Source organism: Sphingomonas lenta (genome assembly GCF_002288825.1).
In the GTDB taxonomy this organism is placed as follows: Bacteria; Pseudomonadota; Alphaproteobacteria; order Sphingomonadales; family Sphingomonadaceae; genus Sphingomonas; species Sphingomonas lenta.
The window spans coordinates 36,479-60,363 of the sequence record NZ_NSLI01000003.1 but is presented as its reverse complement, the minus strand read 5'-3'; the positions used below and the strand labels follow the sequence as shown (position 1 = coordinate 60,363).

The following is a 23,885-nucleotide window of genomic DNA, read 5'->3' as shown; positions in this document are numbered from 1 at the left end:
TGCTCCGTTAAGTTCTGCTCGTTGTCGCCTCGGCTCCCCAGAGCGGGTCGGCGAGGGAAGAGATGAACGCCCGATGCGCGGCGAGTTCTCCCGCCGAGGGCGCGAAATGTCGCGGCGGACGGGCAACCCGCGGCTTCGCGGCGGTCGCGACGGGCGTCGCGGCCTCTTGCTTGACCTCCGCAACGAGGCCCAGGCCGATCTGGCGGCCGCCCATCAGCTCGACATAGACCTGGGCGAGCAGCTGCGCGTCGAGGAGCGCGCCGTGGAGCACGCGGTGCGAGCGGTCGACGCCGTAGCGCGAGCAGAGCGCGTCCAGCGTGTGCTTGGCGCCGGGGTGCCTGGAGCGCGCGATCGGCAGCGTGTCGACCATGCGGCTCATGGCGACGATCGGACGCCCGCAGCGCTGCAGTTCGCCGTTCAAAAAGCTCATGTCGAACGTCGCGTTATGCGCGACGAGCGGCGCGTCGCCGAGGAACTCCAGCATCTCCTCCACCCGCACCCCGAACAACGGCTTGTCGGAGAGGAACGCGTCGGTGAGGCCGTGCACCGCGGAGGCTTCGGGCGGCATGGAACGCTCAGGATGGAAATAGGCGTGGAAGGTGCGGCCCGTCTCCACGCGGTTCACCATCTCCACGCAGCCGATCTCGACGAGGCGATCGCCGCCCTGGAAGCTTAGGCCCGTGGTTTCGGTGTCGAAGACGATCTCGCGCATCGAGCCGTTATCCTATCGTCGCGGCGGCGAGGCAAGCGATCACGCGGGCGACATGGGCGCGCGTTTCTTCCAACGGCACGTCGGTCGGGATGACGAAATCGGCGCGGGCGCGCTTCTCGGCGTCGGGCAGCTGGCGCGCGAGGATGGCGTCGAGCTTGGCTTTGGTCATGCCCGGGCGGTCGAGGACGCGGGCGCGCTGTACGTCCGGCGCGGCGGAGACGACGGCGACCTTGTCGACGCGCGCGTCGCCGCCGGTCTCGAACAGGAGCGGTATGTCGAACACGACGAGCGGCGCTTGCGCGTGCTCGTCGAGAAAGGCGGCGCGTTCCTCCGCCACGGCCGGGTGGACGATGTTCTCCAGCGCCTTCATCGCGGTGTCGTTCCCGAGCACCGCCTCGGCGAGCGCGGTGCGGTTGACGCCTTTCGGTCCGGTGGTGGAGGGGAACGCCGCCTCGATCGCGGCGACGACGCGGCCGGCGGGGCCTTGAAGGCGGTGGACGGCGGCGTCGGCGTCGAACACGGGCACGCCCTGATCGGCGAACATCCGGGCGACCGTCGACTTGCCCATGCCGATCGAGCCGGTCAGGCCGAGGGTGATCTGGCGCGTGATCACGCGACCAGCAGGTCCCGGAGTTCGTCGTCGCGCTCGCGCGGGGGCTCCTTCCCGAACAGGATTTCGAAGGCGAGCGCCGCCTGGCCGACGAGCATCTCCAGGCCGTCGACCACCTCCAGGCCGCGGTCCTGGGCTTGGGCGAGAAGGTCGGTGACGAGCGGGGCGTAGACGATGTCGTAGACGACCGCGTCGGACGGGAGCGGCGACAGGTCGAGCTCGAGCGGCGGCTGGCCGGTCATGCCGAGTGCGCTCGTGTTGACCAGTAGCGCGCTGGGCGGGACAGGGGCGGAGAGCGGGAGCGCCTGGCCCTTGAGCTTGAAGGCGGAGAGCAGCGCCGCGGCTTTGAGCGGGTTGCGGTTGAGGATCGTGACGGGGCCGACGCCCATCTTGGACAGCGCGAACAGCACGGCGCGGGCGGCACCCCCCGCCCCGATCACCGTCACCGGCTTGCCCGTGAAGTCGAAGCCCGCGAGCGGGGCGTAGAAGCCGCCGGCGTCGGTGTTGGTGCCGACCAGCACCCCGTCATCGGCTCGGAAGGCGGTGTTGATCGCGCCGATCGTGTCGCGCACCCCTCCCCTGTCCTCGACATGGTCGAGCGCGGCGAGCTTGTGCGGGATGGTGAGGTTGCAGCCGCGCCAGGCCGGGTCGGCGCGGCGCTCGGCGAAATAGGCGGCGAGTTCGTCGGGCGCGACCCGCGTGGCGCGGTACTCGGCGTCGAGGCCGAGCGCGTCGATCCAGAAGCCGTGGATCAGCGGCGATTTCGAATGGGCGACGGGCAAGCCGATCACCTCGGCGTAGGCGCGCTCAGCCACAGCGAAGGTGACGACTTTGACGTGTTTGACACGGAATAGGTATCATTTCGGCAGTATCTCTCGGGTGCGCAGATAGCCGAGCACCGGGATCAGCGGCAGCCCGAGCACGGTGAAGTGCGATCCCTCGATGCGGTCGAACAGCTGCACGCCCGGTCCCTCCAGCCTATAGCAGCCGACGCACCCGGAGATCGCCGGCCATTCCGCATCGAGATACGCGTCGATGAAGCTGTAGGACAGCGGTCGGACGAACATTCGGGCGCGTTCGACGTGGCGCCAGATGGGGCGGCCGTCCTCCGCGACCACCGCGGCGCTCCACAGCTCGTGGACGCGGCCCGACATGCGGGCGAGGTGCTCGGCCGCCTCCTCGCGCGTGGCAGGCTTGTCGAGCAGCGAACCATCATCGAGCGCGACGACAGAGTCCGAGCCGAGCACCAGCGCGTCGGACAAGCGCGCGGATACCTTCAGCGCCTTGAGCTCGGCGAGCGCGTCGGCGAGGTCGCGGGGTCCTCTGCCCCGCAAGCCGGCCTTGGCAGCGTCCTCGTCGACGCCCGCGGCCGTCGCCTCGAACGGGACGCCGGCGGCGGCGAGCATCGCGCGGCGCGACGCGCTCTGCGAGGCGAGCACCAGCCTCACTCGGTTGTCACCCTGCCCGTGCCCGCACGCTCGTTGCACAAGGAGATGATCGCCGCCGCCGTCTCCTCGATCGAGCGGCGGGTCACGTCGATCACGGGCCAGCCACGATCGCCGAACAAGCGGCGTGCGTAGGTGAGCTCGCGCTGCACCGCCTCCTGCTCGACATAGGAGGTCTCGGTCGCCTGGTTGAGCGACAGGAGGCGGTTGCGGCGGATGGCGATCAGGCGGTCGGCGCTGGTGGTCAGCCCCACGACGAGCGGGTGCTTGAGGGTAAACAGGATCGCGGGCGGTGGGCTCTCGACGACGATGGGGATGTTGGCGACCTTGTAGCCGCGGTTGGCGAGATAGATGGAGGTGGGCGTCTTGGACGAGCGGCTGACGCCCGCCAGCACCACGTCCGCCTCCTCCCAATCCTCCGGCGCGACGCCGTCGTCGTGCGCGATGGTGTACTGGATCGCGTCCACGCGCGCGAAATAGGCGGCGTCGAGCACGTGCTGGCGGCCGGGACGCGCCTTGGCCTGCTGACCGAGCATGGCGGAGAGCGCGTCGTTGACGGGATCGAGCGGGGCCACGTGCGGCAGGCCCAGCGAGCGGCAGCGGCCCTCCAGCGCGCGGCGCGTCGCAGCGTTGACCAGCGTGTAGATGACGAGGCCGGGGTTCTGCGCGATTTCCTGGAGGATGCGCTCCAGATGCGCTTCGGTGCGCACCATGGGCCAGAAGTGCCGGACCGTGTCGACGCCGTCATATTGGGCGAGCGCGGCCTTGGCGATGTTCTCCAGCGTCTCGCCGGTCGAGTCCGACAAGAGGTGAAGGTGGAGGCGCTTGGGGCCGCTCATCCTCGGGTCCTGGGGTCGATCTGTGGACAAATCGGGGATGAGCGGTAGCCGAACCGGTCGGGCCCGCCAAGCGGCCCGGCGGCGGTGGAAAAGCGGCCCTTCGTCCACACCGCTTCCCACAAGTGGATGAGTTGTCCACAGGTTGTGGGTAACGTTGATTGGTGACGTCTGAGCGCGGTTTTTCGCGGGCCGCGCCGCCCCGCCCTGTTGTTAATTGCGGCACGTCCGCCTAATCCCCGGCGTCCACGCGCCCACCATCACCACAACCTTTTTAGAATCTTCTTTATACGGAAGAAGAGAGGCCCTCCCCTCCCTTGTCGACGACCAAAAAGAAGCTGCTCGGCGTGCTGAAGGGTGCACGTCTCGAGCGCCCGCCCATGTGGCTCATGCGGCAGGCGGGGCGGTACCTGCCGGAGTATCGCGCGCTTCGGGCGGAGAAGGGCGGGTTCCTGGCGCTCGCGACCGACCCGGACGCCGCGGCGGAGGTGACGCTGCAGCCGATCCGGCGGTTCGGGTTCGACGGGGCGATCCTGTTCTCCGACATCCTGATGGTGCCCTGGGCCTTGGGGCAGGACCTGAGCTTCGGGGTAGGCGAGGGGCCGAAGCTGGAGCCGCCGTTGGTGGACGCCACGCTCTCGTCGCTCGAGCGGGCGCCCGAGCGGCTGGAGCCGGTGTACGGGACGGTGCGGCGCGTCGCCGCGGCGCTGCCGTCCGAGACGACGTTCTTAGGGTTTGCGGGGTCGCCCTGGACGGTGGCGACCTACATGGTCGCGGGGCGCGGGTCGAAGGACCAGGGCGAGACGCGGCGCTTCGCCTATCGCGACGAGGCGGCGTTCGGCGAAATCATCGACGCGATTGTCGGGCTGACCGTCGAGTATCTCGCGCGCCAGATCGAGGCGGGCGTGGAGGCGGTGCAGCTGTTCGACAGTTGGGCGGGGTCGCTCAGTCCGCAGCAGTTCGAGCGATGGGTGGTCGCGCCCAATGCGGCGATCGTGGCGCGCTTGCGCGAACGCTGCCCGGGGGTGCCGGTGATTGGCTTTCCCAAGGGCGCGGGCGGCAAGTTGCCGGCGTACGCGCGCGAGACGGGCGTGGACGCGGTGGGGCTGGACGAGACGGTGGACCCGCACTGGGCGCACGCGTCGCTGCCGGAAGGGCTGCCGGTGCAGGGCAATCTCGACCCGCTGCTGCTGATCGCGGGCGGCGAGGCGCTGGACGCGTCGGTGGACGACATCCTGTTCGCGCTGCGGGATCGGCCGCATGTGTTCAACCTGGGCCACGGGATCGACCAGCATACGCCGATCGCGCATGTGGAGCGGCTGATCGCGTGGGTCCGAGGCTGAGATGTGGGAGCGGTTGGCGGTGGCGTATCTGTGGGTGAAGGCGGCGCACCTGATCTTCGTGATCTTCTGGATGGCGGGGCTGTTCGCGCTGCCGCGCTACCTCGTCTACCACCAGGAGAACCTGTCCGACGCCGCGGACGCGGCGCGCTGGGTCGATCGCACGGCCAAGCTGCGGCGCATCATCCTGACGCCGGCGATGATCGTGACGTTCGCGCTGGGGATCGCGCTCGCCAGCATGTCGGGCGCGTGGAGCGACGGGTGGCTGCACGCCAAGCTGCTGTTCGTGCTGGGGCTGGCCGGATATCACGGCTGGGCGGTCGGCTATTCGCGCAAGCTCGCGGCGGGCAAGCCGACGCTGTCCAACAAGACGCTCCGCGCGCTGAACGAGGTGCCGGCGCTCGGCATCGCGGTCATCGTCGTGCTGGTGATCGTGAAGCCGTTCTGAGGGAGTGACCCGTCCATGACCATGTTCGCAGCCCTGCTCGCGCCCCTGCTGATCCAGGCTGCCCCTGCAGCGTCCGCCGATCCGGTGAAGAATGAGGACGTGCGCTGCCTGGCGGTGATGGCGTTTGCGACAGGGAATACGAAGGAGCAGGACCGCGCGGGCCTGGTGGCGGGCACCATGTATTTCCTCGGCCGCATTGACGCGCGCATGCCCGGTCTCGACTACCGCGCTGCGCTTCGGCGACTGCTGACGGACGAGGCGTCCCTCAAGGCCTTTTCGACCGAAGCCGTACGATGCGGTGCCATCTTGGAGAAGCGAGGAGGCGAACTCCAAGCGCTCGGCCAGCAACTGCAGCAGGATGCCAAGGCTAAGTAAGACGCGTGGTATGCGGGGCTGCTTGACTAAGGCGGCGCTGAAACTTACGTCACTCACCTAACCGCGGGCGGTCCTCGCCCTGCGTGCTTCCCAAGCTCCAACCGCCGGACGTCGCGTCCGCCCCGCCCGAGCCCTCTCCCCCGATCCTTGTCGGACCAGTCCACATGCACCTGAAAGACCTGAAGAAGAAGACGCCCGCCGAGCTGGTGGGCATGGCCGAGGAGCTCGGCGTCGAGGGCGCGTCTACGCTCCGGAAGCAGGATCTCTTGTTCGGCATCCTGAAGGAGCAGGCCGAGCAGGGCGACCAGATCATGGGCGTGGGCACGATCGAGGTGCTGCCCGACGGCTTCGGCTTCCTGCGCTCGCCGGAAGCGAATTACCTCGCAGGGCCGGACGACATCTATATCTCGCCCAACCAGGTCAGGAAGTTCGGTCTGCGCACCGGCGACACGGTCGAGGGCGAGATCCGCGCGCCCAAGGACGGCGAGCGCTATTTCGCGCTGACGCGGCTCGTAAGCGTCAATTTCGACGATCCGTCGGTGGTACGCCACCGCGTCAATTTCGACAACCTGACGCCGCTCTACCCCGAGCAGAAGCTGACGCTCGACCCGCAGGACCCGACGGTCAAGGACAAGTCGGCGCGGGTGATCGACATCGTCAGTCCCCAGGGCAAGGGTCAGCGCGCCCTCATCGTCGCGCCGCCGCGCGTGGGTAAGACGGTGCTGCTCCAGAACATCGCCAAGGCGATTACCGACAATCATCCGGAGGTGTTCCTGATCGTGCTGCTCATCGACGAGCGGCCGGAGGAGGTCACCGACATGCAGCGCTCGGTGCGCGGCGAGGTGGTGTCGTCGACCTTCGATGAGCCCGCGACGCGGCACGTGCAAGTTGCCGAGATGGTGATCGAGAAGGCCAAGCGCCTTGTCGAGCACAAGAAGGACGTCGTGATCCTGCTCGACAGCATCACGCGCCTCGGACGCGCCTACAACACGGTCGTCCCGTCCTCGGGCAAGGTGCTGACGGGCGGCGTCGACGCGAACGCTTTGCAGCGCCCGAAGCGCTTCTTCGGCGCGGCGCGCAACATCGAGGAGGGCGGCTCGCTCTCGATTATCGCCACCGCGCTGATCGACACGGGCAGCCGCATGGACGAGGTCATCTTCGAAGAGTTCAAGGGCACGGGTAACTCGGAGATTGTGCTTGACCGTAAGGTGGCGGACAAGCGCATCTTCCCGGCGCTCGACGTGGGTAAGTCGGGCACGCGCAAGGAGGAGCTGCTGGTCGACAAGGCCAAGCTGTCCAAAATGTGGGTGCTCCGGCGCATCCTCATGCAGATGGGCACGATCGACGCGATGGAGTTCCTGCTCGACAAGATGAAGGACTCGAAGACCAACGAGGACTTCTTCGCCAGCATGAATCAGTAGCGCCGGGCGCACGCACGCAGCGGAGCTGCGCGCGAGACGCCCAAGCTCGGCCGGCGCGAGCCTGCTCGCGACCGACGACGCGGCTTCGCCGCGGCGCTGCTTGAGGGGTGGTTTCCTGTACAGAGGTGTGAGGGCACGTGGATCGGCGCCGCGGCGAAGCCGCGTCGTCGGACGGGGCTGTAGCCCCGCCGGCCGGGCCGGTTTTCGTCGGGGTAGCGCTATGCGCTTACCCCGCCTAAAGCCCGGCCATGTCTGAGCTCTGGCAATCAATCGTCACCGATTTCTCCAACATCACCTCGCCCTCCGCGCTCTGGGCGTTCGTGCAGATCCTCTGGATCGACCTGATCCTGGCCGGCGACAACGCGATCGTCGTCGGCGCGCTCGCGGCCGGGCTGCCGGCCGATCAGCGTAAGAAGGTGATCCTGATCGGCATCATCGCCGCCTTGGTGCTGCGCATCTTCTTCGCGCTGATCGTCACGCAGCTGCTGCAGATCGTGGGGCTGGTGTTCGCGGGCGGGCTGCTGCTGCTGTGGGTGTCGTGGAAGATGTGGCGCGAGCTGCGGCAACCCGGCGGGCACGGCTCGCCCGAGGTGCAGGGCGACGAGACGGAGGCGCTGAGGCCCGCCAAGAGCTTCGCGGGCGCCGCTTGGGCAGTCGCGGTGGCGGACGTCAGCATGAGCCTGGATAACGTGCTGGCGGTCGCCGGCGCGGCGCGCGATCATCCGGGCATCCTGGTGGTCGGCCTGCTCTTGTCTGTGGCGTTGATGGGCATCGCGGCCAACTTCATCGCGCGGTATATCGAGCGGTACCGCTGGATCGCCTATGTGGGCCTGGCGGTGATCCTCTATGTGGCCGGCAAGATGATCTATGACGGGATCGTGGAGCCGGGAACGGGGCTGACGTCGCTGTTCGCCTAGCGCAGGGCGGCTTGCGCCACCCTGGCGCAAGACTCGCCCAAGCTCGGCCGGCGTAGCGCAGCTACGTTCGACGACGCGGCTTTGCCGCGGCGCGGTGCTAGCTCAGATGCTGCGCGAAGAACTCGGCCGTACGCCGGTCTGCGAGCTGCGCCGCCTCCTCTGATCGCCGCTTGCCCATCTCGGCGGCGAAGCCGTGGTCCTCACCGGGGTAGTCGTGGATCGTGACCTTGGGATGGTCGTCCAGCCCCGCATGGACGGTGGCCTGCGCCTCTTTGGGCACGAAGTGATCCTCGCCGGCGATGTGGAGCAGGAGCGGGTTGGCGATCGCGTGCTTCTCGCCGAGCAGGTCGTCGAGGCCGACGCCGTAATAGCCGACGCTGGCGTCCACGTCGGTGCGGGATGCAACCATGAAGGCAAGACGACCGCCCAGGCAGTAGCCGACCGCACCGACCTTGTGCACACCGCGGGCGCGGGCGGCGCGGATGGTGGCCTCGATATCGGCCACGCCCTGGTCCTGGTCGAAGCGGTTCATGAGGCCGAGCGCGCGCTGGAACTCGGGCTCGACGTCCGGGTCGAGCTCGACGCCGGGCTCCAGCCGCCAGAACAGGTCGGGGGCGAGCGCCAGATAGCCCTGTTCGGCCCAGCTGTCGCACTTGCGGCGGATGCCCCGGTTCACGCCGAAGATTTCCTGGATCACGACGATCGCGGCGCGGGGCGTGCCCTGCGGCTCGGCCATGTAGGCGGTGAACTCGCCGGAGCCGTCGAGGGTGGGGATGGTCAGTTGCGGCATCTAGTCGCTCCCGTTGCGGCGCTCATGGGCGAGCAGCCATTCCTTGGTGGTGAGGCCCGCGCCCGCGGAATAGTGGCCCAGTCCGCCGGTCGCGAGCACGCGATGGCAGGGGACGATGAGGGGCAGGGGATTGCGCGCGCAGGCCTGGCCAACGGCGCGGGCGCTGGACAGGGCGCGGGCGGCGATCTGGCCATAGCTGAGCGTCTCGCCATAGCCGACAGCGACGATCGCCTCGCGCAGCGCTTGGCCGCGCGGGGTGGCTGCGGGGGCGAGCGACAGGTCGAAGGTGCGGCGCTCGCCGGCGAAGAAGGCCTGGAGCTGCTCTGCGGCTTCGGTGACCGCGGCGGCGGTGGCGTGGGCGGGCGCGCCCTCGGTCAGGATCGCGACGCGCTCGACCCGCGTCTCGTCGCCGGTCACCTCCACCCAGCCGATGGGCGTTGCGATCCGGGCGGTGTCGCGGGCATACATGCCGCCTGACGTAGCCGGGCGGGCCGGCGCGGCTCAAGAGGCACGCCCCATGAAAGTCACCATCGACATCGACCTGACCCCCGAGGAGGCGCGACGCGCGGTGGGGCTGCCGGACCTGACGCCGCTCCACGAGCGCTACGTCGCGCGCCTGGGCGAGATGGTCGAGGGCGGGATCAAGCCGGAGATGATCGAGGGCATGCTGAAGAGCTGGGCGCCGATGGGCGAGGCGGGGCTGACCTTCTGGCGGCGGCTGTTCGAGGCGGGGGCCAAGCCGAACCAGTGACGGACACGATCTTCGCGCTGTCCAGCGGGCGGCCGCCCGCGGCGATCGGCGTAGTTCGGGTGAGCGGGCCGCGAGCGCTGGAGGCGGCACGGGCGCTGGCGGGGAATCTGCCGGAACCGCGCAGGGCGGGGCTGAAGGCGCTCAGGGACCGGGAGGACAGGGTGCTCGACCGGGGGCTCGTGTTGGCGTTCCCCGGGCCGGATAGCGCGACGGGCGAGGACCTGGTCGAGCTGCACCTGCATGGCGGTCGCGCGGTCGTAGCGGCGGTTGAGGCAGCGCTGGAGGAGCAAGGGCTGCGGCGCGCCGAGCCAGGGGAGTTTACGCGGCGGGCGCTCGCCAACGGGCGCATCGATCTGGCGCAGGCGGAGGGACTTGCCGACCTGCTCGCGGCGGAGACGGAGGCGCAGCGCGTCGCCGCGGTGGGTGCGGCGGAAGGGCTGGTCAGCCGCATGGTGCGGGGGTGGAGCGATCGGCTGCTCGGACTCTCGGCGCAGGTGGAGGCGGTGCTCGACTTCTCGGACGAGGACGACGTCGCGGTCGATCTGGGCAGCGTGCGCGACGGCGTGGGCGCGCTCCGGGGCGAGATGGCAGCGGTGCTCGACCAGCCGCCGGTGGAGCGGTTGCGCGACGGGGTGCGCGTGGCGCTGGCGGGACCGCCCAATGCGGGCAAATCGACGCTGCTCAACCTGCTCGTCCAGCGCGAGGCGGCGATCGTGTCGCCGATCGCGGGGACGACACGCGACGTCATCGAAGCGCCGGTTGTTTATGAAGGTGCCGCGTATCTGCTGTTTGACACGGCGGGGCTGGTGGACGCGACAGCGGACCGGATCGAGGCGATCGGGGTGGAGCGGGCGCGGGTGGTCCAGCAAGTCGCTGATATCGTTCTGTGGTTGGGTGACGAGGCGCCGACGCGAGACGCCCTCTGGGTGTGGGCGCGGGCGGACGAACCAGAACGGGCGGGCGTTCCGGAAAGGGTAGATGTCGTCACCAGCCGGCATCGTCCGGACACTATCGCGCAGTTGTGGCGCGTGATCGCGGAGCGGGCGAAGGTGCTGCGGCCCGCGCCGGACCGGCCGGCGCTGAACGCGCGGGCGCGGGGGCATGTGGCGGACGCGGTGGCGGCGCTGGAGGGGAGCGCGGACCCGCTGATCCTGGCGGAGGAGCTGCGCGCCGCGCGGGTGACGCTGGCGCGAGTTACGGGGGAGGACGCGACGAAGGCGATGCTGGACGCATTATTCGGGCGGTTCTGCATCGGGAAGTGAGTCAGCGACGCGGCCAAGCCGCGTCGTCGGTCACAGCTTAGCTGTGCCGGCCGTGCTTGGGCGTGTCTTGCACCGATTCGGTGCAAGCCGCCCTGCGCATGTTCCACGTGGAACATACCTCGTCCGCCAAGGGGTGCAGTTTACGTGCCGATCCACTAAGTGGGCGCGCATGTTCGATGTGATCGTGATCGGTGGGGGCCATGCCGGCATCGAGGCAGCGCTGGCAAGTGCGCGGCGAGGTGCCGCGACGGTGCTCGTCACCTTCTCGCGTGGAACGATCGGGGCGATGTCGTGCAACCCGGCGATCGGCGGGTTGGGCAAGGGGCACATCGTCCGCGAGGTGGACGCACTCGACGGTGCGATCGCGCGCGCGGGCGACGCGGCGGCGATCCACCACCGGATGCTCAACCGGTCCAAGGGCATGGCGGTCAGGGGACCGCGCGTGCAGGCGGACCGAAAGCGGTTCGCGGCCGCGGTGCAGGCGATGGTGGCGGCCCAGCCCGGGCTCGAGGTGATCGAGGGCGAGGCGGCGTCGCTGATCCTGGAGCACGGGCGCGTCGGCGGCCTGGTGCTCGCGGACGGGTCGGAGATGCGGGCGCGTGCGGTGGTGATCGCGGCGGGGACGTTCCTGGCAGCGCGCATGTTCCGCGGCGACGAACGGATGAGCGGCGGGCGCATCGGCGAGCGACCGGCGGGGCCGCTGGCGGATCAGCTGCGGGCTGCAGGGCTGCCGATGGCGCGGCTGAAGACGGGGACGCCGCCGCGGCTGGACGGGCGCACGATCGACTGGGCGCGAGTGGACGAGCAGCCGAGCGACCAAGAGGTGTGGACGCTGTCGCCGCTATCGCGGGGCGAGCGGCTGCCGCAGGTCGCGTGCGGGGTGACGCGGACGAACGCGCGGACGCACGAGATCATCCGGGCGGGGCTCGACCGCTCGCCATTGTTCGGCGGCGACATACAGGGGCAGGGGCCGCGTTACTGCCCGTCGATCGAGGACAAGGTGCACCGCTTCGGCGACCGCGACGGGCACCAGATCTTCTTGGAGCCGGAAGGGCTGGACGACGCGATCATTTATCCGAACGGCATCTCGACCTCGCTGCCGACCGACGTTCAGGAAGCAGCCGTCCATTCGATCGCTGGACTCGAACGGGCGGTGATCACGATGCCGGGCTACGCGGTCGAGTATGACCATATCGACCCGCGCGCGCTGGGGCGCGACCTGCAGGTGCGCGAACTGCCCGGGCTGTTCCTGGCGGGGCAGGTGAACGGGACGACGGGGTATGAAGAGGCCGCGGGGCAGGGGCTCGTGGCGGGGATCAACGCGGCCGCGCACGCGCGTGGGCTGGAGGCGTGGGCGCCGGAGCGGAGCAGCTGCTACCTCGGCGTGATGATCGACGACCTGACGCTGCACGGCGTTACCGAGCCGTATCGGATGCTGACGGCGCGGGCGGAGTATCGGTTAAGCCTGCGCGCCGACAACGCCGAGACCCGGCTAGGACTAATCGGGCGGCGGCTGGGGTGCTTGTCGGCTGAGCGGCTGCGGTATCTGAATGCGCGCGAGGAGCAGCGCGCCACCTTCCGTCAGCGGCTAGAGGTAACGCGCACGGCGTCGGAGCTGGCGGCCAACGACCTCGGCGTCGCGCGCGATGGGGCGCGGCGCTCGGCTTGGGAGTGGCTGCGTATCCAGACGATCGGGCTCGACGACGTCGCGCCCGGGGCGAGCGAGGGAATCGACGCGGACGTGTTGGCCGAGGTGGTCGAGGACGCCCGCTATGCTCCGTACCTCGAACGGCAGGCGGCCGAGATTGCGCAGGCGGCGCGAGAGGATCAGCCGCTGCCGGTCGGGCTCGACTATGCGGCGGTGCCGGGGCTGTCGAATGAGATGATCGAGCGGCTGTCGGCGGCGCGGCCGGAATCGCTCGCCGCTGCGGGGCGGGTACGCGGCATTACGCCCGCCGCCCTCACTGCAATCCTACTGCATACGAAGAAGCGTCAGGCCGCGTGACCGAAGAGGAAGCAGGTGCCTGGGTCGCGGAACGGTTCGACGCGGCCGAGCGGGCGCGGTTGGAGCGGTTCGCCGTCATGGTGGCGGAGGGGACGGAGCGGCAGAATCTGATCGCGCCTTCGACGCTCGCCACCATCTGGTCGCGGCACATGGTGGACTCGCTACAGCTGGTCGACTTGGCACCCGCGGACGGGGCGTGGCTCGACATCGGCACCGGCGGGGGCTTCCCCGGACTCGTCGTCGCGTGCGTGCGCGATACGGCGGTGCACCTGGTCGAGCCGCGCAAGAAGCGGGCGGCGTTTCTGGCGCAGGCGGCGGACCTGCTAGGGCTGCCGCACGTCGTCGTGCATGCGAGCAAAGTCGAAGCAGTGCAGGCCCGTGCCAAAGTGGTGAGCGCGCGGGCGGTGGCAGGCATCCCGGCGCTTGTCGAAGCGGCCCGGCACGTGGCATCACGCGACACGATCTGGCTTCTTCCGCGCGGGCGTATCAGCTCGGACGACCTGGCCGGCACCGACCAACTCGCGCGAGTGTTTCACGTGGAACAGAGCCTCACCGACCCAGACTCGAAGATCGTTGTCCTTCGCGGAGTGCGGGGCCGGTGACCACGACGATCGCGATCGCCAATCAGAAGGGCGGCGTCGGCAAGACGACGAGTGCCATCAACCTCGCCACCGCGCTCGCGGCGACGGGCAAGTACACGCTGCTGATCGACCTCGATCCGCAGGGTAATGCGTCGACGGGGCTCGGCATCGGCCAGAACCAGCGCGCGCGGTCGAGCTACGATGTGTTGCTCGGCCAGGCATCGGTCGACGACGCGGCGGTGGGATCGCCCGTGCCGCGGCTCGACGTGATCCCGGCGACGGTGGACCTGTCGGGTGCGGAGATCGAGCTGGTCGAGATGGCGGAGCGCACGCACCGGCTGGCCCAGGCAATGAAACGCGCGCGCGAGCCGTACGACATCGTGCTGATCGACTGCCCGCCGTCCTTGGGCCTGCTGACGATCAACGCGATGGTGGCGGCGGACTCGCTGTTCGTGCCGCTGCAATGCGAGTTCTTCGCGCTCGAAGGGCTGTCGCAGCTGCTCAGCACCGTCGAGCGGATCCGGACGCGATTCAATCCCGGCCTGTCGATCCTGGGCGTGGCGCTGACGATGTACGACAAGCGCAACCGGCTGACCGACCAAGTGGCGCAGGACGTGCGCGCGGTGCTGGGGCGGGTCGTGTTCGACACGGTGATCCCGCGCAACGTGCGGCTGTCGGAGGCGCCGAGCCACGGGCTGCCGGCGTTGATCTACGACCACCGCTGCTCGGGCAGCCAGGCATACATCGCGCTCGCCCGCGAGCTGATCGCGCGGATGCCGCAGCCGGCGGAGGTCGCGGCTTGAGCGCGGCGTCACGCAAGGGCGGATTGGGGCGCGGGTTAAACGCGCTTCTCGGCGAGATCGCGCGCGAGGAGCCGATCGCGGCGGGCGGGCGCGATACGTCGCCTGGCGTGCGCATGCTGCCGGTGAGCGCGATGGTGCCGCACCCGCAGCAGCCGCGCCGCCGCTTCGACGATGCGGCGCTGGAGGAACTGGCGGCGTCGATCGCGGCGCGCGGCGTCATCCAGCCGATCGTCGTGCGGCCCCATGGGCGCGAGTATCAGATCGTCGCCGGCGAGCGCCGCTGGCGGGCGGCGCAGCGGGCCAGGCTAACCGAGGTGCCGGTCGTCGTGCGCGAGTTCGACGAGTCGGAGACGCTGGAGATCGCGCTGGTCGAGAACATCCAGCGCCAGGACCTGAACGCGATCGAAGAGGCGCAGGCGTACCAGCGGCTATCGGGCGAGTATGGCCACACGCAGGAGGAGCTGGCGCGCATCGTCCATAAATCGCGCAGCCACGTCGCCAACCTGCTGCGGTTGCTCGAGCTGCCGGACGCCGTCCAGCAGATGGTGGTCGAGGGTGCGCTGTCGATGGGCCACGCGCGCGCGCTGCTCGGCGCGGACGACGTCGAGGGGCTCGCGCGGCAGGTGGTCGAGCGTGGGCTCTCCGTGCGCGAGACGGAGAAGCTCGCCCGCGGCGTCAAGGGTACGGAACGCGAGCGTCGTGCGCCGTCGGGAAGCAGGCCTGCGCCGGCCGGCATCGACGCGGACGTCGCCGCGCTTGAGAACCAGCTGTCCGACCTGCTCGGCGTGTCCGTCCGGATTGCGCACGGCGAGAAAGGCGGCACGGTGACCTTGGGTTACGCTACGCTCGACCAGCTCGACATGCTGTGCCAGCGACTGACGGGCGAGGGAATCTGAGGAGCCGCATGGAGTCGGTCCCGCCCGCGCTGCTGGACGAACTGCGGGAGCGACACGGGGAGCCGGGGCGGCATTACCATAGCTGGGCGCATATCGAGGCGCTGCTGCGCTGGTTCGACGAGGTCGAGCCGCGTCTTGCCGATGCGGACGCGGTCCGCTGGGCGATCCTGTTCCACGACGCGGTGTACGACCCGACGCGCGGCGGTAATGAGGAACGCAGCGCGGCGCTGCTGGAAGAGAAGGCCGCCGGCCTACTCGACCCCACGACGCTGGCGCGCGCAGCAAGGCTGGTGCGGGCGACCGCCGGCCACGCGATCCCGGACGGTTTGCCCGCCCATGAAGCGAACGACATGGCGTTGTTCCTGGACATGGACCTGTCGATCCTGGGCGCCCCGGCGGCGGTGTTCGACAGGTATGAGGCGGACGTCCGCGCCGAGTATTCGCATGTGCCCGAGCCCGCGTTCGGGGCGGGGCGGCGCAGGATCCTGGAGAACTTCCTGAGCCGGCCGGCGCTGTTCCTGTCGGATTGGGGCCGGGCGACGTTCGAGGCAGCGGCGCGGGCGAACTTGGCGCGGTCGATCGCGCGGCTGAGCGCGCCCTAGCGCGTCAGCGGAGACCCCGCTTCCTCGATGACGACGGCGCGATCCGCCGCCGCCTCCAGACCGTATCGGTAGAGCGCGTCGAGCACGGGGCGCAGCCGCTCTCCGGCCTTGGTCAGCGCGTAGGCGTCCCGGCCCGGTTCGGTGGCGGGAACGCGGGCGACGAAGCCTAACTCCTGCAACTCGGCCAAGCGGCTGGTGAGCATCTTATCCGACAGCCCGGGTGCGAGCTTGCGCAGCTCGCCGTAGCGGTGCGGGCGCTCCTTGAGCCGGGCGAGGAGCACCGTCTTCCACTTGCCACCGACAAGGTCGACCGCGAGCTCGACGGGGCAGCGGTAGCGGGCGCCGAGCCTGTTCACGCCGCGCACCCGATGGTGCGTTGATCGGCGATCGCGGCACGGACAGGATCGTAGGCGAAGGAGAGCGGCATGATCGTGGAGTATATCCGCTACGTGCTGACGACGCACGCGCCAGAGGAGTTGATCGCGACCTATGAGCGAGCGGGGACGCATCTGGACGCCGCGCCGGAGTGCTTGGGGTTCGACCTCGCGCAGTGCGTTGAAGAGCCGACCAGTTTGATCCTGCGCATAAGCTGGACGTCGGCGGAGGATCATATGGAGGGGTTCCGGGGCGGGCCGCACTTCCCGCCTTTCCTGGCCGAGATCCGCCCCTTCATCCCCGAAATTGCGGAGATGCGGCGCTATCGGCCGACCGGCGTCGCTACTTAGCCGTCCACCCGCATCAGTTGCGCCGGGAAGGGGGCGACGAGGTCGTCCAGCGCGCCGTCGAGCCACCGCTGCTCGTCCTCCTCGTGGAGGATGAGCGGCATTGCCTTAGGGTGAATGGGGGCGACGAGGCTGTTCGGTTCGCAGGTGAGGAAGGCGAAGACCGCGCCGTCCTCCTGCGGCCGCCAGATGCCGGCGAAGCTGCTGACGGGTCTAGAGGGTATGTCGAACCAGTGGAGCGGGAGCTTGCCGTCGTTCCCGCGCGTCTGTCCGTACTCGCTGAAGCTGGTGAAAGGGACGAGGCAGCGTTGCTCGGGGCTGGCGAGCGCGGAACGCCAGAAGGGGCTGTCGAGGTTGCGGACGTTGGTGACGCGCTTCTCGATCATCTTGGTCTTGCCGCGGGTGAGGAGCGGGAAGCCCCAGCTCATGACGGCGAGCGCGCGGTCGGGTCCTTGTCGCCGGACGATCCAGGCAGGCTTTTCTGGGAAGAGCTCCGGTGGTGGGATCGTCACGTTCTTAGGGACGGGGACGCCGTAGCGGCCGGCCAGCTCGGCCTGGTCGATGGTCAGGCGGTAGCGGTTGCACATGGCCGGCCTCAGCGCCGCCGGGCTTGCGCGCGGGCGAGCGTCTCGACGGCTTCCTCGGCGAGCACGGTGCCGGCGTTGGCGGGAGCCATGACGGCGAGCTCGGCGGCACGGACGTGGTGGAGGGCGCGCGCTAGCTGGGCAGCGGGCCATTGGCGGAGCGCGCGGGCGGTGCTCGCCTCCTCGCGGAAGAAGACGCGGTGCTTCTTCATGACGCTGTCGACGGGCTCGCCGCGGTCGATGTCGGCGCGCATGGCGGCCAGCGACAGGAGGCGGCGCTGGAGTTGGCGGAGCCAGGGGATGGGCGAGACGCCCGCTTCGCGTAGGCGGACGAGCTCCTGGCCGAGCGCGGCGGGATCGCCGGCGAGGATGCTGTCCACGACGCGGCCGGCTTCGGCTTCGCCCAGGTCGGCGGCGAGCTCGTCGAGCGCCTGCGCGGTGAGCTCGGCGGGGCGGTCGGGGGCGGCGTCGAGGTAGAGCGCCAGCTTCTCCAGCTCGCGGGTGGCGATGGCGGACTCGCCGCCGCTGGCGTCGACGAGGCGGCGGATGAGGGGCGGGGCGGCCTGCACGCCCAGGTCGCGCGCGGTCTGGGCGAGCTGGCGTTCCAGGTCGGCGGCGCTGGGCGGGTAGCAGGCGAAGTGGAGCGCGTCGCGGCTGGCGTCCGCTAGTTTGACGAGCTTGGAGGTCGCTTTAGCGGTGGGGGCGATGGCGACGACAGGGTTGGACGCGCTGGGCGCTTCGAGGAGCGCGGTGAGGGCGGGGACGGACTCCTCGCCGACGCCCGTCACGCGGATCCAGCGCTTGTCGCCGAACAGCGAGAGCGAGGCGGCCTCGTCGGCGAGGCGGGCGGGGTCGGACTTGAGCGCCGCGCCGTCCAGGTCGACGCGCTCGGCGTTTTCGCCCATCGCGCGGCCGAGGCGGGCGGCGAGCTCGGCCGCCAGTCCTGCGTCGGGGCCGTGGAGCAGGAATAGGCGGGCCTGAGGCTTGTCGAGCGCGGCCCGGATCTGGCCGGCGTTGGCCTTCACGGGGTAGGCTGACGGCGGGCGTAGAGCGCCACGCGGGCGACGATCTCGTCGGCGACGATACCCGACAGGCGCTCGAGCGCGGTGTTCTCGGCGGCGATGGTGGCGTATTCGGACTGCACCACGTCGATGCCGGCGTCCGATCCCGCGGTCGCGTCGAGGACGACCGAGCCGTTCGACAGGTCGACGAGCTGGTAGCGGGCGCGCAGCGTGCGCCGCTCGCGCGTCACGGCGTCGTCGCGGCGGACGCCGAAACCCTGAATCTGGTCGTCGAGGCGGATGTCGAGGCGGTAGCGGGGGCTGCCCGTATCGCCCAGCCGGTCGCGGAGCGCGCTCGCCATCAGCCAGCCGGCGCGGCCCTCGATCGGCGCGACCTCGACCTGGCCGAGTGTCGAGGCCACCGCGCCTGAGCCGCCACCGGCATAAAGCGGCTGGAGGCCGCAGCCGGGCAGCAGCAACGCCAGGGCGAGCAGGCGCTTCACGCGACGAGGTTCACGAGGCGGTCGGGGACGACGATGACCTTTTTCGGCTGCTTGTCGCCGAGAAAAGCTACGATCTTGTCGGAAGCGAGCGCGGCGGCCTCGGCGTCCTCCTTGGGTGCGCCTTTTGGCAGCGTGATCGTGTCGCGGAGCTTGCCGTTGACCTGGATAGCGATCGTTACCTCGTCTTCGACGAGGAGCGCGGGGTCGACCGCGGGCCAGGGGGCGTCGGCGATCAGGCCCTCGTTGCCGGCCGCGGCCCAGGCCTCTTCGGCCAGGTGTGGCGTCATGGGGGCGACGAGGAGCATGGCGGTGCGCACCGCCTCGGCGCGGGTGGCGGAAGGCTGCGCCTTCTCGATCGCATTGACCAGCTCGTAGAGCTTGGCGACGGCCTTGTTGAAGGCGAGCGCTTCCACGTCGGCGGCGACGCCGGCGATCGTCTGGTGGAGCTTGCGGGCGAGCGCCTTGTCTTCTCCTTCACCCTCGCGCGTTTCGGAGAACAAGCGCCAGATACGCTGCACGAAGCGCCACGCGCCTTCGATGCCGGCCTCCGACCAGGGCAGGTCGCGCTCGGGCGGGCTGTCGGAAAGCATGAACCACCGCACCGCGTCCGCGCCGTACTGGTCGACGATGGGCTCCGGGTCGACGGTGTTCTTCTTGGATTTCGACATCTTCTCGACGCGGCCTCGGAAGATGCCATCCACTATCACATCATCCGAGCCCGCAAACTCCTGCTCGATAGTAGGACAACTAAGACTACCATCTGAGTTGATTATAACTTGCTCAGGAGGAAGCCAACGTGTTGATGAAACGTAGTGCTCGCCGAACTTGTCGTACGCCTCGCGCTTTGTGAGCTCTTGCTCAAACATTACATTGACGATGTCTGGCAGTTTCTCGACGCTGTCCACAGATAACAATCGCGCGTAGAAGCTTTCGTGCGTCACCATACCTTGCGTGAACAGGCCGGCGAAGGGTTCGGCCACGTCCAGGCGGCCGATATGCGCGAGGGCGCGGGTCCAGAAGCGGGCGTAGAGCAGGTGCAGGATCGCGTGCTCGACGCCCCCGATATACTGGCCGACAGGGAGCCAGCGCTCGGCGACCGCGCGGTCGAAGGGCTGGTCCTTGGGCTGGCTGGCGAAGCGGATGAAGTACCAGCTGGAGTCGACGAAGGTGTCGAGCGTGTCGGTCTCCCGCCGGGCGGGCGCGCCGCAGGACGGGCAGGAAACGTGCTTCCAGCTCGGGTGGCGGTCGAGCGGGTTGCCGGGGACGTCGAAGCTGACGTCCTCGGGCAGCACGACCGGCAGCTGGTCCTTCGGCACGCCGACCGGCCCGCACGCGTCGCAGTGGATGATGGGGATGGGCGTGCCCCAGTAGCGCTGGCGGCTGACGCCCCAATCGCGCAGGCGGTAGACGGTGGTGCCCTGACCCCAGCCTTCCGCCTCGGCGCGGTCGATGACGGCGCGCTTGGCGGACTCGACGTCCATGCCGTCGAGGAAGCGTGAGTTCACGATCGTACCGGGGCCGGTATAGGCGGTGTCGCCCTCGAATACCGGGTCGGTTTGCTCGCCCTCGGAGACGACGCGGCGGACGGGCAGGTCGTACTTGCGCGCGAAGTCGAGGTCGCGCTGGTCGTGCGCAGGGACGCCGAACACCGCGCCCGTGCCGTATTCCATCAGCACGAAGTTCGCGATGTAGACCGGAAGGTTCCATTCGGGGTCGAACGGATGCCGGGCGGTAAGGCCAGTGTCGAAGCCCAGCTTCTCCTGCGTCTCCAGTTCCGCGGCGGTGGTGCCGCCTTGACGGCAGCGCTCGATGAAGGCCGCCGCTTCCGGATTCGACTCGGCTACGGCTTGCGCGAGCGGGTGGTCGGCGGCGACCGCGACGAAGCTGGAGCCGAAGATCGTGTCGGGGCGGGTGGTGAAGACTTCGATGCTGGCGTCAGGACCAAGTGTCTCGACTACGCTCAACACGAACGGAGGAGGGGAGGCACCGTCTTCTCCGTTCGCTTCGAGCGAAGTCGAGAAGCCGCTAAGGATGAAGCGGAAGCGCAAACCGCGTGAGCGCCCGATCCAGTTCTCCTGCATCAGGCGGACCTTGTCGGGCCAGTCCTTGAGGTCGGCCAGGCCGTCCAGGAGCTCGTCGGCGAAGTCGGTAATCTTGAGGAACCACTGCGAGAGCTTGCGCTTCTCGACCACCGCGCCCGAGCGCCAGCCGCGGCCATCGATGACCTGCTCGTTCGCCAGAACGGTCATGTCGACGGGGTCCCAGTTGACCGCCGACTCCTTGCGATAGACGAGCCCCGCCTCGTACAGGTCGAGGAACAGCGCCTGCTCGTGGCCGTAATAGTCGGGCTCGCAGGTGGCGAGCTCGCGCGTCCAGTCGAGCGCGAAGCCCAGGCGCTTCAGCTGCGCCTTCATCGTCGCGATGTTGTCGCGCGTCCAGCCGCCGGGGTGGACGCCCTTCTCCATGGCGGCGTTCTCGGCGGGCATGCCGAACGCGTCCCAGCCCATGGGATGAAGCACCTCGTGACCCGTCATCCGCCGGTAGCGCGCGAGCACGTCGCCCATGGTGTAGTTGCGCACATGGCCCATGTGGATGCGCCCCGACGGATAGGGGAACATCTCGAGGACGTAGGACCGCGGCTTGGGGGAGTGGTCGTCGGCGGCGAAGGTGCGGGCGTCCTCCCAGACGCGCTGCCAGTGCGCGTCCGACTTCAGCGCGTTGAACCGCGTAGCCATGGGCGGTGGCTCAGCCCGCGAGCGAGGCGCGGCGCAGGTCGCGAGCGCGGGTGAGGATGATGTCCTCCAGCTTCTGCACCGTGCCCGCCTGGACGGGCGCGGCGATCCACTGGCCGCCCCGCGCGATCTCGCGCAGCGCCGCGACGCGGAGCGCGTCGGCGCGGAGGTCCTGATCAAGGATCGTGACCGTCACCTTGATGCGCTCGGTCGGCGTGGCCGGGTTAACGTACCAGTCGGTGACGATGACGCCGCCGTTCGAGTCCGTCTGGACGAGCGGCATGAACGACAGCGTGTCGAGGCTGGCGCGCCACAGATAGGAGTTCACGCCGATGGTGGTGACGCGCGACGCGGCAAGATCGCCGCCCAGCCGATCGCGGCCGCCCCCGCAGGCGGCGAGCGGCAACAGGCTCAGGGCGAGAAGGAGACGCGACGGGCGAAGCATGGGCTTTATCCTGGAAAGCGGGGGATTTCGGGCCGAAGCTCTACCTGGGCGGGTGCGGGGTCGCAAGCGTGAGGGAGTGCGCGACGGCGTAGCCGCCGCGTGACGTCGAACGGGTCGTCGGCGGGGCCGACGACCCGCCGGCCGGGCGCTACGCTGCGCGGAGGCGCCGCGCACCGGCCCGGGCGTGGCCGGGCCTGCCTGTAGCGCCTGAGCAACACTACGGCGAAAAAGCGGCAAACAGGTCTCGCACTGGATCGATTCATGCTAGGAATAGCTGAAGCGGGGTAACAGGGTCGCATCGTGAACCAGGGCCGTCTCTTCGCCGGGCTGATCGCCGGGGCGCTCGTCGCCGCCGGGGTCGCCGTCGTGCCCGCGGGCGCGGCGGAGCAGCGGCGCGTGGCGACCGCGCCCAAGCGCGCGACGCCGGCGCGCGGGGCGGGTTCGTTCACCCCGGCCGCCGCCGACCCCCGGCTCGCGGCGCTGTTCGCGCGCGGCGGGCTGGAGACGCGCGGTTTCCGCTTCACGCCGTCCGAGGCGAAGAACACGCGCGCGGTCACCGTGGCGGTGCGCGCGCGGACGAATCGTCCGGCCGTGGCGGCCGCGGCCGACCGCACCGCGCCGGCGACGCCCGCCGCCGTGGGCTTGGCGCCGATCGCGTATAATTTGGGCGTAGCGGTCGGCTGGCGCCGGTTCGCGATGACGGGCGACGTGGCGAAGGTCGACACGCCGGGCCAGGCGGACGGCGGCCGCGAGCGCGCGGAGGTGGGCGTGAGCTACTCGCTGCCGCGGCTCACCACGCGCGTAAAGGCGGGCGCGGACCGCGCGACGGGCGTCGGCCCGCGCTTGGCCGACGGCGAGCGGAGCTATTCGCTCGACGTGGGCGGATCCTATTCGCTGACGCGCAACCTGGATGTGACCGCGGGCGTGCGGTACCGCTCGGACCGGGATCGCCTGCCGCGGATCGACGATCGGCGGGATAGTCAGGCGGTGTACGTCGGGACGGCTTTCCGGTTCTAGGCGCCAGGGCGCACGCGCCGAGCGCAGCTCGAAGCGAGACGCCCCAGCCCGGCCGGCCTAGTGCAGCTAGGTTCGACGACGCGGCTCCGCCGCGGCGCTGGCCCGACGGCGGCGTCTAGCCTACAACGGTCATCGCAACTGGGCCCCGGCCTTCGCCGGGGTAGGGCGGGGAGGCACGGCATGGGCGTACTCGGCATCGGCGGCCTGTTCTTCCGGGCGCGCGACCCGGACGCGCTCTCGGCCTGGTACAAGGAGCATCTGGGCGTGGGCGGAGGGTGCGCGGCCGAGGGCGCGCCGGGCGAGCTGAACCAGTGGCTCTGGCTGACAACGGGCGGGCCCGTCGTGTTCCAGCCGTTCAAGGCGGACACGGACTATTTCGCCGCGGATAAGCAGTTCATGATCAACCTGCGGGTTAGCGGGCTCGACGCGATGCTGGAGCGGCTGCGCGGGGCGGGGGTCGAGGTGATCACCAAGGCGGAGTGGGACCATCCGGACGTGGGCCGCTTCGCGCGGGTCCATGATCCGGAGGGGAACGCGATCGAACTGTGGGAGCCTCCGGTCAAGTAAGCGCGTCGATCGCGGCCCAACCGTAAAAGCCTAGCGCCCGCGCCGCCCTGAACCGCTGCGGCGTCATGCCGCCGAGCGCGATCAGCCTCACTCCCAGCCCCTGCCCGATCGCGGCGGCACGGGCGATCCCCAGCGCGGGCGCGCTGGGATGGGAGCGGGTAGGGTGGACGGGTGAGACGAACAGCAGCGCCGCACCAGCGCGCGCACCTGCGACGGCCTCGCGGCGGTCGTGCGCGGGCCAGGTGCGCAGGCCGTGGCCCTTCACCGTACCGTGAACGCCGTGGCCGCGGCCGATATGGGCAGGGCGGGCGATGACCAGCACCAGCCCGCGCGCGCGCGCGATGCGGCGGACCTGGGCGAATAGCGCGCGGCGCTCGCGAGCCCCGAACGAGTAATGCCGGAACACCACGCCGGACCCGGGCGGGAGCCTGAGAAGCGCGGGGACGAGCGCGTCGCCCATGCGCTCGTCGGTCATGAGCCAGAGCCTGGGGTATCGGGCGCGCACCGGCCTTCCTATAGG

At 69.8% G+C, this 23,885-nt stretch carries 29 protein-coding genes; 15 read left to right on the top strand and 14 right to left on the bottom strand.

The genetic code is table 11. The features are described from left to right. Positions 1-7: 7 nt before the first annotated feature. Genes dnaQ through CKY28_RS07490 form a run of 5 tightly spaced genes read right to left on the bottom strand, consistent with a single transcriptional unit; the run spans position 8 to position 3,606 of the window. Positions 8-712: a DNA polymerase III subunit epsilon gene (gene dnaQ / locus CKY28_RS07510; RefSeq protein WP_095997746.1), complete on the bottom strand. Its 705-nt coding sequence runs from the start codon at positions 710-712 to the stop codon at positions 8-10. A gap of 7 nt (positions 713-719) precedes the next feature. Next, complete coding sequence (coaE, locus tag CKY28_RS07505) at positions 720-1,325, bottom strand: dephospho-CoA kinase (RefSeq protein ID WP_095997745.1); 606 nt, start codon at positions 1,323-1,325, stop codon at positions 720-722. Further along, entirely contained in the window at positions 1,322-2,137 is an 816-nt protein-coding gene (locus CKY28_RS07500; protein ID WP_095997744.1) for a shikimate dehydrogenase family protein, read from the bottom strand. Before CKY28_RS07500 ends, coaE begins: the two co-directional genes overlap by 4 nt. 42 nt (positions 2,138-2,179) lie before the next feature. After that, the gene (locus CKY28_RS07495) at positions 2,180-2,770 is read right to left on the bottom strand and encodes a Maf family protein (protein WP_095997743.1); all 591 of its coding nucleotides are present in this window, start codon (positions 2,768-2,770) and stop codon (positions 2,180-2,182) included. Beyond that, positions 2,767-3,606 (bottom strand): pyruvate, water dikinase regulatory protein, encoded by an 840-nt coding sequence (locus CKY28_RS07490; RefSeq protein ID WP_095997742.1) that lies wholly within the window; start codon positions 3,604-3,606, stop codon positions 2,767-2,769. The genes CKY28_RS07495 and CKY28_RS07490 overlap by 4 nt, the downstream gene beginning before the upstream one ends. A gap of 314 nt (positions 3,607-3,920) precedes the next feature. Between CKY28_RS07490 and hemE the strand changes: the two genes are divergently transcribed. The 5 genes from hemE to CKY28_RS07465 all read left to right on the top strand — a co-directional run bounded on the left by hemE (position 3,921) and on the right by CKY28_RS07465 (position 8,104). Next, complete coding sequence (gene hemE / locus CKY28_RS07485; protein WP_095997741.1) at positions 3,921-4,946, top strand: uroporphyrinogen decarboxylase; 1,026 nt, start codon at positions 3,921-3,923, stop codon at positions 4,944-4,946. Between the two features lies 1 nt (position 4,947). Further along, positions 4,948-5,391 carry a CopD family protein gene (locus tag CKY28_RS07480; RefSeq protein WP_095997740.1) on the top strand — a complete coding sequence of 148 codons (444 nt, stop codon included), beginning with the start codon at positions 4,948-4,950 and terminating at the stop codon, positions 5,389-5,391. Positions 5,392-5,406: 15 nt separating this feature from the next. Beyond that, entirely contained in the window at positions 5,407-5,766 is a 360-nt protein-coding gene (locus tag CKY28_RS07475) for a G protein-coupled receptor family protein (protein WP_095997739.1), read from the top strand. A 164-nt stretch (positions 5,767-5,930) separates the two neighbouring features. Further along, the gene (gene rho / locus CKY28_RS07470; RefSeq protein WP_095997738.1) at positions 5,931-7,187 is read left to right on the top strand and encodes a transcription termination factor Rho; all 1,257 of its coding nucleotides are present in this window, start codon (positions 5,931-5,933) and stop codon (positions 7,185-7,187) included. Between the two features lie 248 nt (positions 7,188-7,435). Further along, positions 7,436-8,104 carry a TerC family protein gene (locus tag CKY28_RS07465; RefSeq protein ID WP_095997737.1) on the top strand — a complete coding sequence of 223 codons (669 nt, stop codon included), beginning with the start codon at positions 7,436-7,438 and terminating at the stop codon, positions 8,102-8,104. 97 nt (positions 8,105-8,201) lie between these two features. Here the strand turns inward: CKY28_RS07465 and CKY28_RS07460 are convergent, their stop codons facing one another. Next, entirely contained in the window at positions 8,202-8,894 is a 693-nt protein-coding gene (locus CKY28_RS07460; RefSeq protein ID WP_095997736.1) for a dienelactone hydrolase family protein, read from the bottom strand. Then, positions 8,895-9,362 (bottom strand): methylated-DNA--[protein]-cysteine S-methyltransferase, encoded by a 468-nt coding sequence (locus tag CKY28_RS07455; RefSeq protein WP_095997735.1) that lies wholly within the window; start codon positions 9,360-9,362, stop codon positions 8,895-8,897. Positions 9,363-9,411: 49 nt separating this feature from the next. Between CKY28_RS07455 and CKY28_RS07450 the strand changes: the two genes are divergently transcribed. The 7 genes from CKY28_RS07450 to CKY28_RS07420 all read left to right on the top strand — a co-directional run bounded on the left by CKY28_RS07450 (position 9,412) and on the right by CKY28_RS07420 (position 15,794). Beyond that, positions 9,412-9,645: a DUF6489 family protein gene (locus CKY28_RS07450; RefSeq protein WP_095997734.1), complete on the top strand. Its 234-nt coding sequence runs from the start codon at positions 9,412-9,414 to the stop codon at positions 9,643-9,645. Further along, positions 9,642-10,907, top strand: a complete 1,266-nt coding sequence (mnmE, locus tag CKY28_RS07445; RefSeq protein ID WP_095997733.1) for a tRNA uridine-5-carboxymethylaminomethyl(34) synthesis GTPase MnmE — start codon at positions 9,642-9,644, stop codon at positions 10,905-10,907. The genes CKY28_RS07450 and mnmE overlap by 4 nt, the downstream gene beginning before the upstream one ends. 169 nt (positions 10,908-11,076) lie before the next feature. After that, complete coding sequence (gene mnmG / locus CKY28_RS07440; protein WP_095997732.1) at positions 11,077-12,912, top strand: tRNA uridine-5-carboxymethylaminomethyl(34) synthesis enzyme MnmG; 1,836 nt, start codon at positions 11,077-11,079, stop codon at positions 12,910-12,912. Then, a complete protein-coding gene (rsmG, locus tag CKY28_RS07435) occupies positions 12,909-13,514 on the top strand; it encodes a 16S rRNA (guanine(527)-N(7))-methyltransferase RsmG (RefSeq protein ID WP_095997731.1) in 606 nt (201 codons plus the stop codon). Before mnmG ends, rsmG begins: the two co-directional genes overlap by 4 nt. Then, complete coding sequence (locus tag CKY28_RS07430; protein ID WP_141243878.1) at positions 13,511-14,296, top strand: ParA family protein; 786 nt, start codon at positions 13,511-13,513, stop codon at positions 14,294-14,296. The genes rsmG and CKY28_RS07430 overlap by 4 nt, the downstream gene beginning before the upstream one ends. Next, the gene (locus CKY28_RS07425) at positions 14,293-15,192 is read left to right on the top strand and encodes a ParB/RepB/Spo0J family partition protein (RefSeq protein WP_095997730.1); all 900 of its coding nucleotides are present in this window, start codon (positions 14,293-14,295) and stop codon (positions 15,190-15,192) included. Before CKY28_RS07430 ends, CKY28_RS07425 begins: the two co-directional genes overlap by 4 nt. Before the next feature lie 8 nt (positions 15,193-15,200). Next, complete coding sequence (locus CKY28_RS07420; protein ID WP_095997729.1) at positions 15,201-15,794, top strand: HD domain-containing protein; 594 nt, start codon at positions 15,201-15,203, stop codon at positions 15,792-15,794. Here the strand turns inward: CKY28_RS07420 and CKY28_RS07415 are convergent. Next, the gene (locus tag CKY28_RS07415; RefSeq protein WP_217989570.1) at positions 15,791-16,150 is read right to left on the bottom strand and encodes a winged helix-turn-helix transcriptional regulator; all 360 of its coding nucleotides are present in this window, start codon (positions 16,148-16,150) and stop codon (positions 15,791-15,793) included. The two genes, CKY28_RS07420 and CKY28_RS07415, sit on opposite strands and share 4 nt — an antisense overlap. A gap of 69 nt (positions 16,151-16,219) precedes the next feature. Between CKY28_RS07415 and CKY28_RS07410 the strand changes: the two genes are divergently transcribed. After that, complete coding sequence (locus CKY28_RS07410; RefSeq protein WP_141243877.1) at positions 16,220-16,519, top strand: putative quinol monooxygenase; 300 nt, start codon at positions 16,220-16,222, stop codon at positions 16,517-16,519. On the opposite strand, the gene CKY28_RS07405 is transcribed toward CKY28_RS07410, so the two are convergent. Genes CKY28_RS07405 through CKY28_RS07385 form a run of 5 tightly spaced genes read right to left on the bottom strand, consistent with a single transcriptional unit; the run spans position 16,516 to position 21,781 of the window. Then, positions 16,516-17,103: an SOS response-associated peptidase gene (locus CKY28_RS07405; RefSeq protein WP_095997726.1), complete on the bottom strand. Its 588-nt coding sequence runs from the start codon at positions 17,101-17,103 to the stop codon at positions 16,516-16,518. The genes CKY28_RS07410 and CKY28_RS07405 overlap by 4 nt on opposite strands. An 8-nt stretch (positions 17,104-17,111) precedes the next feature. Then, entirely contained in the window at positions 17,112-18,125 is a 1,014-nt protein-coding gene (gene holA / locus CKY28_RS07400; RefSeq protein ID WP_095997725.1) for a DNA polymerase III subunit delta, read from the bottom strand. Then, positions 18,122-18,604, bottom strand: a complete 483-nt coding sequence (gene lptE, locus CKY28_RS07395; RefSeq protein ID WP_095997724.1) for an LPS assembly lipoprotein LptE — start codon at positions 18,602-18,604, stop codon at positions 18,122-18,124. Before lptE ends, holA begins: the two co-directional genes overlap by 4 nt. Beyond that, a complete protein-coding gene (gene leuS / locus CKY28_RS07390; RefSeq protein WP_095997723.1) occupies positions 18,601-21,339 on the bottom strand; it encodes a leucine--tRNA ligase in 2,739 nt (912 codons plus the stop codon). The genes lptE and leuS overlap by 4 nt, the downstream gene beginning before the upstream one ends. 10 nt (positions 21,340-21,349) lie before the next feature. Continuing rightward, positions 21,350-21,781 carry a DUF3576 domain-containing protein gene (locus CKY28_RS07385; protein WP_095997722.1) on the bottom strand — a complete coding sequence of 144 codons (432 nt, stop codon included), beginning with the start codon at positions 21,779-21,781 and terminating at the stop codon, positions 21,350-21,352. Positions 21,782-22,081: 300 nt separating this feature from the next. On the opposite strand from CKY28_RS07385, the gene CKY28_RS07380 reads away from it, so the two are divergent. Both CKY28_RS07380 and CKY28_RS07375 read left to right on the top strand, forming a co-directional pair. Continuing rightward, positions 22,082-22,798 carry a porin gene (locus tag CKY28_RS07380; RefSeq protein ID WP_245841706.1) on the top strand — a complete coding sequence of 239 codons (717 nt, stop codon included), beginning with the start codon at positions 22,082-22,084 and terminating at the stop codon, positions 22,796-22,798. 180 nt (positions 22,799-22,978) lie between these two features. Then, positions 22,979-23,365, top strand: a complete 387-nt coding sequence (locus CKY28_RS07375) for a VOC family protein (RefSeq protein WP_095997721.1) — start codon at positions 22,979-22,981, stop codon at positions 23,363-23,365. Here the strand turns inward: CKY28_RS07375 and CKY28_RS07370 are convergent. After that, complete coding sequence (locus CKY28_RS07370) at positions 23,358-23,870, bottom strand: thiamine phosphate synthase (protein ID WP_342747151.1); 513 nt, start codon at positions 23,868-23,870, stop codon at positions 23,358-23,360. The genes CKY28_RS07375 and CKY28_RS07370 overlap by 8 nt on opposite strands. Positions 23,871-23,885: the final 15 nt, after the last annotated feature.

Excerpts from the sequence above, each read along its gene's own strand:
- dnaQ (WP_095997746.1), bottom strand. The coding sequence starts at position 712 with ATGCGCGAGATCGTCTTCGACACCGAAACCACGGGCCTAAGCTTCCAG.
- CKY28_RS07490 (WP_095997742.1), bottom strand. The coding sequence starts at position 3,606 with ATGAGCGGCCCCAAGCGCCTCCACCTTCACCTCTTGTCGGACTCGACC.
- CKY28_RS07480 (WP_095997740.1), top strand. The coding sequence starts at position 4,948 with ATGTGGGAGCGGTTGGCGGTGGCGTATCTGTGGGTGAAGGCGGCGCAC.
- CKY28_RS07475 (WP_095997739.1), top strand. The coding sequence starts at position 5,407 with ATGACCATGTTCGCAGCCCTGCTCGCGCCCCTGCTGATCCAGGCTGCC.
- rho (WP_095997738.1), top strand. The coding sequence starts at position 5,931 with ATGCACCTGAAAGACCTGAAGAAGAAGACGCCCGCCGAGCTGGTGGGC.
- CKY28_RS07465 (WP_095997737.1), top strand. The coding sequence starts at position 7,436 with ATGTCTGAGCTCTGGCAATCAATCGTCACCGATTTCTCCAACATCACC.
- CKY28_RS07460 (WP_095997736.1), bottom strand. The coding sequence starts at position 8,894 with ATGCCGCAACTGACCATCCCCACCCTCGACGGCTCCGGCGAGTTCACC.
- CKY28_RS07455 (WP_095997735.1), bottom strand. The coding sequence starts at position 9,362 with ATGTATGCCCGCGACACCGCCCGGATCGCAACGCCCATCGGCTGGGTG.
- CKY28_RS07450 (WP_095997734.1), top strand. The coding sequence starts at position 9,412 with ATGAAAGTCACCATCGACATCGACCTGACCCCCGAGGAGGCGCGACGC.
- mnmG (WP_095997732.1), top strand. The coding sequence starts at position 11,077 with ATGTTCGATGTGATCGTGATCGGTGGGGGCCATGCCGGCATCGAGGCA.
- CKY28_RS07420 (WP_095997729.1), top strand. The coding sequence starts at position 15,201 with ATGGAGTCGGTCCCGCCCGCGCTGCTGGACGAACTGCGGGAGCGACAC.
- CKY28_RS07410 (WP_141243877.1), top strand. The coding sequence starts at position 16,220 with ATGATCGTGGAGTATATCCGCTACGTGCTGACGACGCACGCGCCAGAG.
- CKY28_RS07405 (WP_095997726.1), bottom strand. The coding sequence starts at position 17,103 with ATGTGCAACCGCTACCGCCTGACCATCGACCAGGCCGAGCTGGCCGGC.
- leuS (WP_095997723.1), bottom strand. The coding sequence starts at position 21,339 with ATGGCTACGCGGTTCAACGCGCTGAAGTCGGACGCGCACTGGCAGCGC.
- CKY28_RS07385 (WP_095997722.1), bottom strand. The coding sequence starts at position 21,781 with ATGCTTCGCCCGTCGCGTCTCCTTCTCGCCCTGAGCCTGTTGCCGCTC.
- CKY28_RS07375 (WP_095997721.1), top strand. The coding sequence starts at position 22,979 with ATGGGCGTACTCGGCATCGGCGGCCTGTTCTTCCGGGCGCGCGACCCG.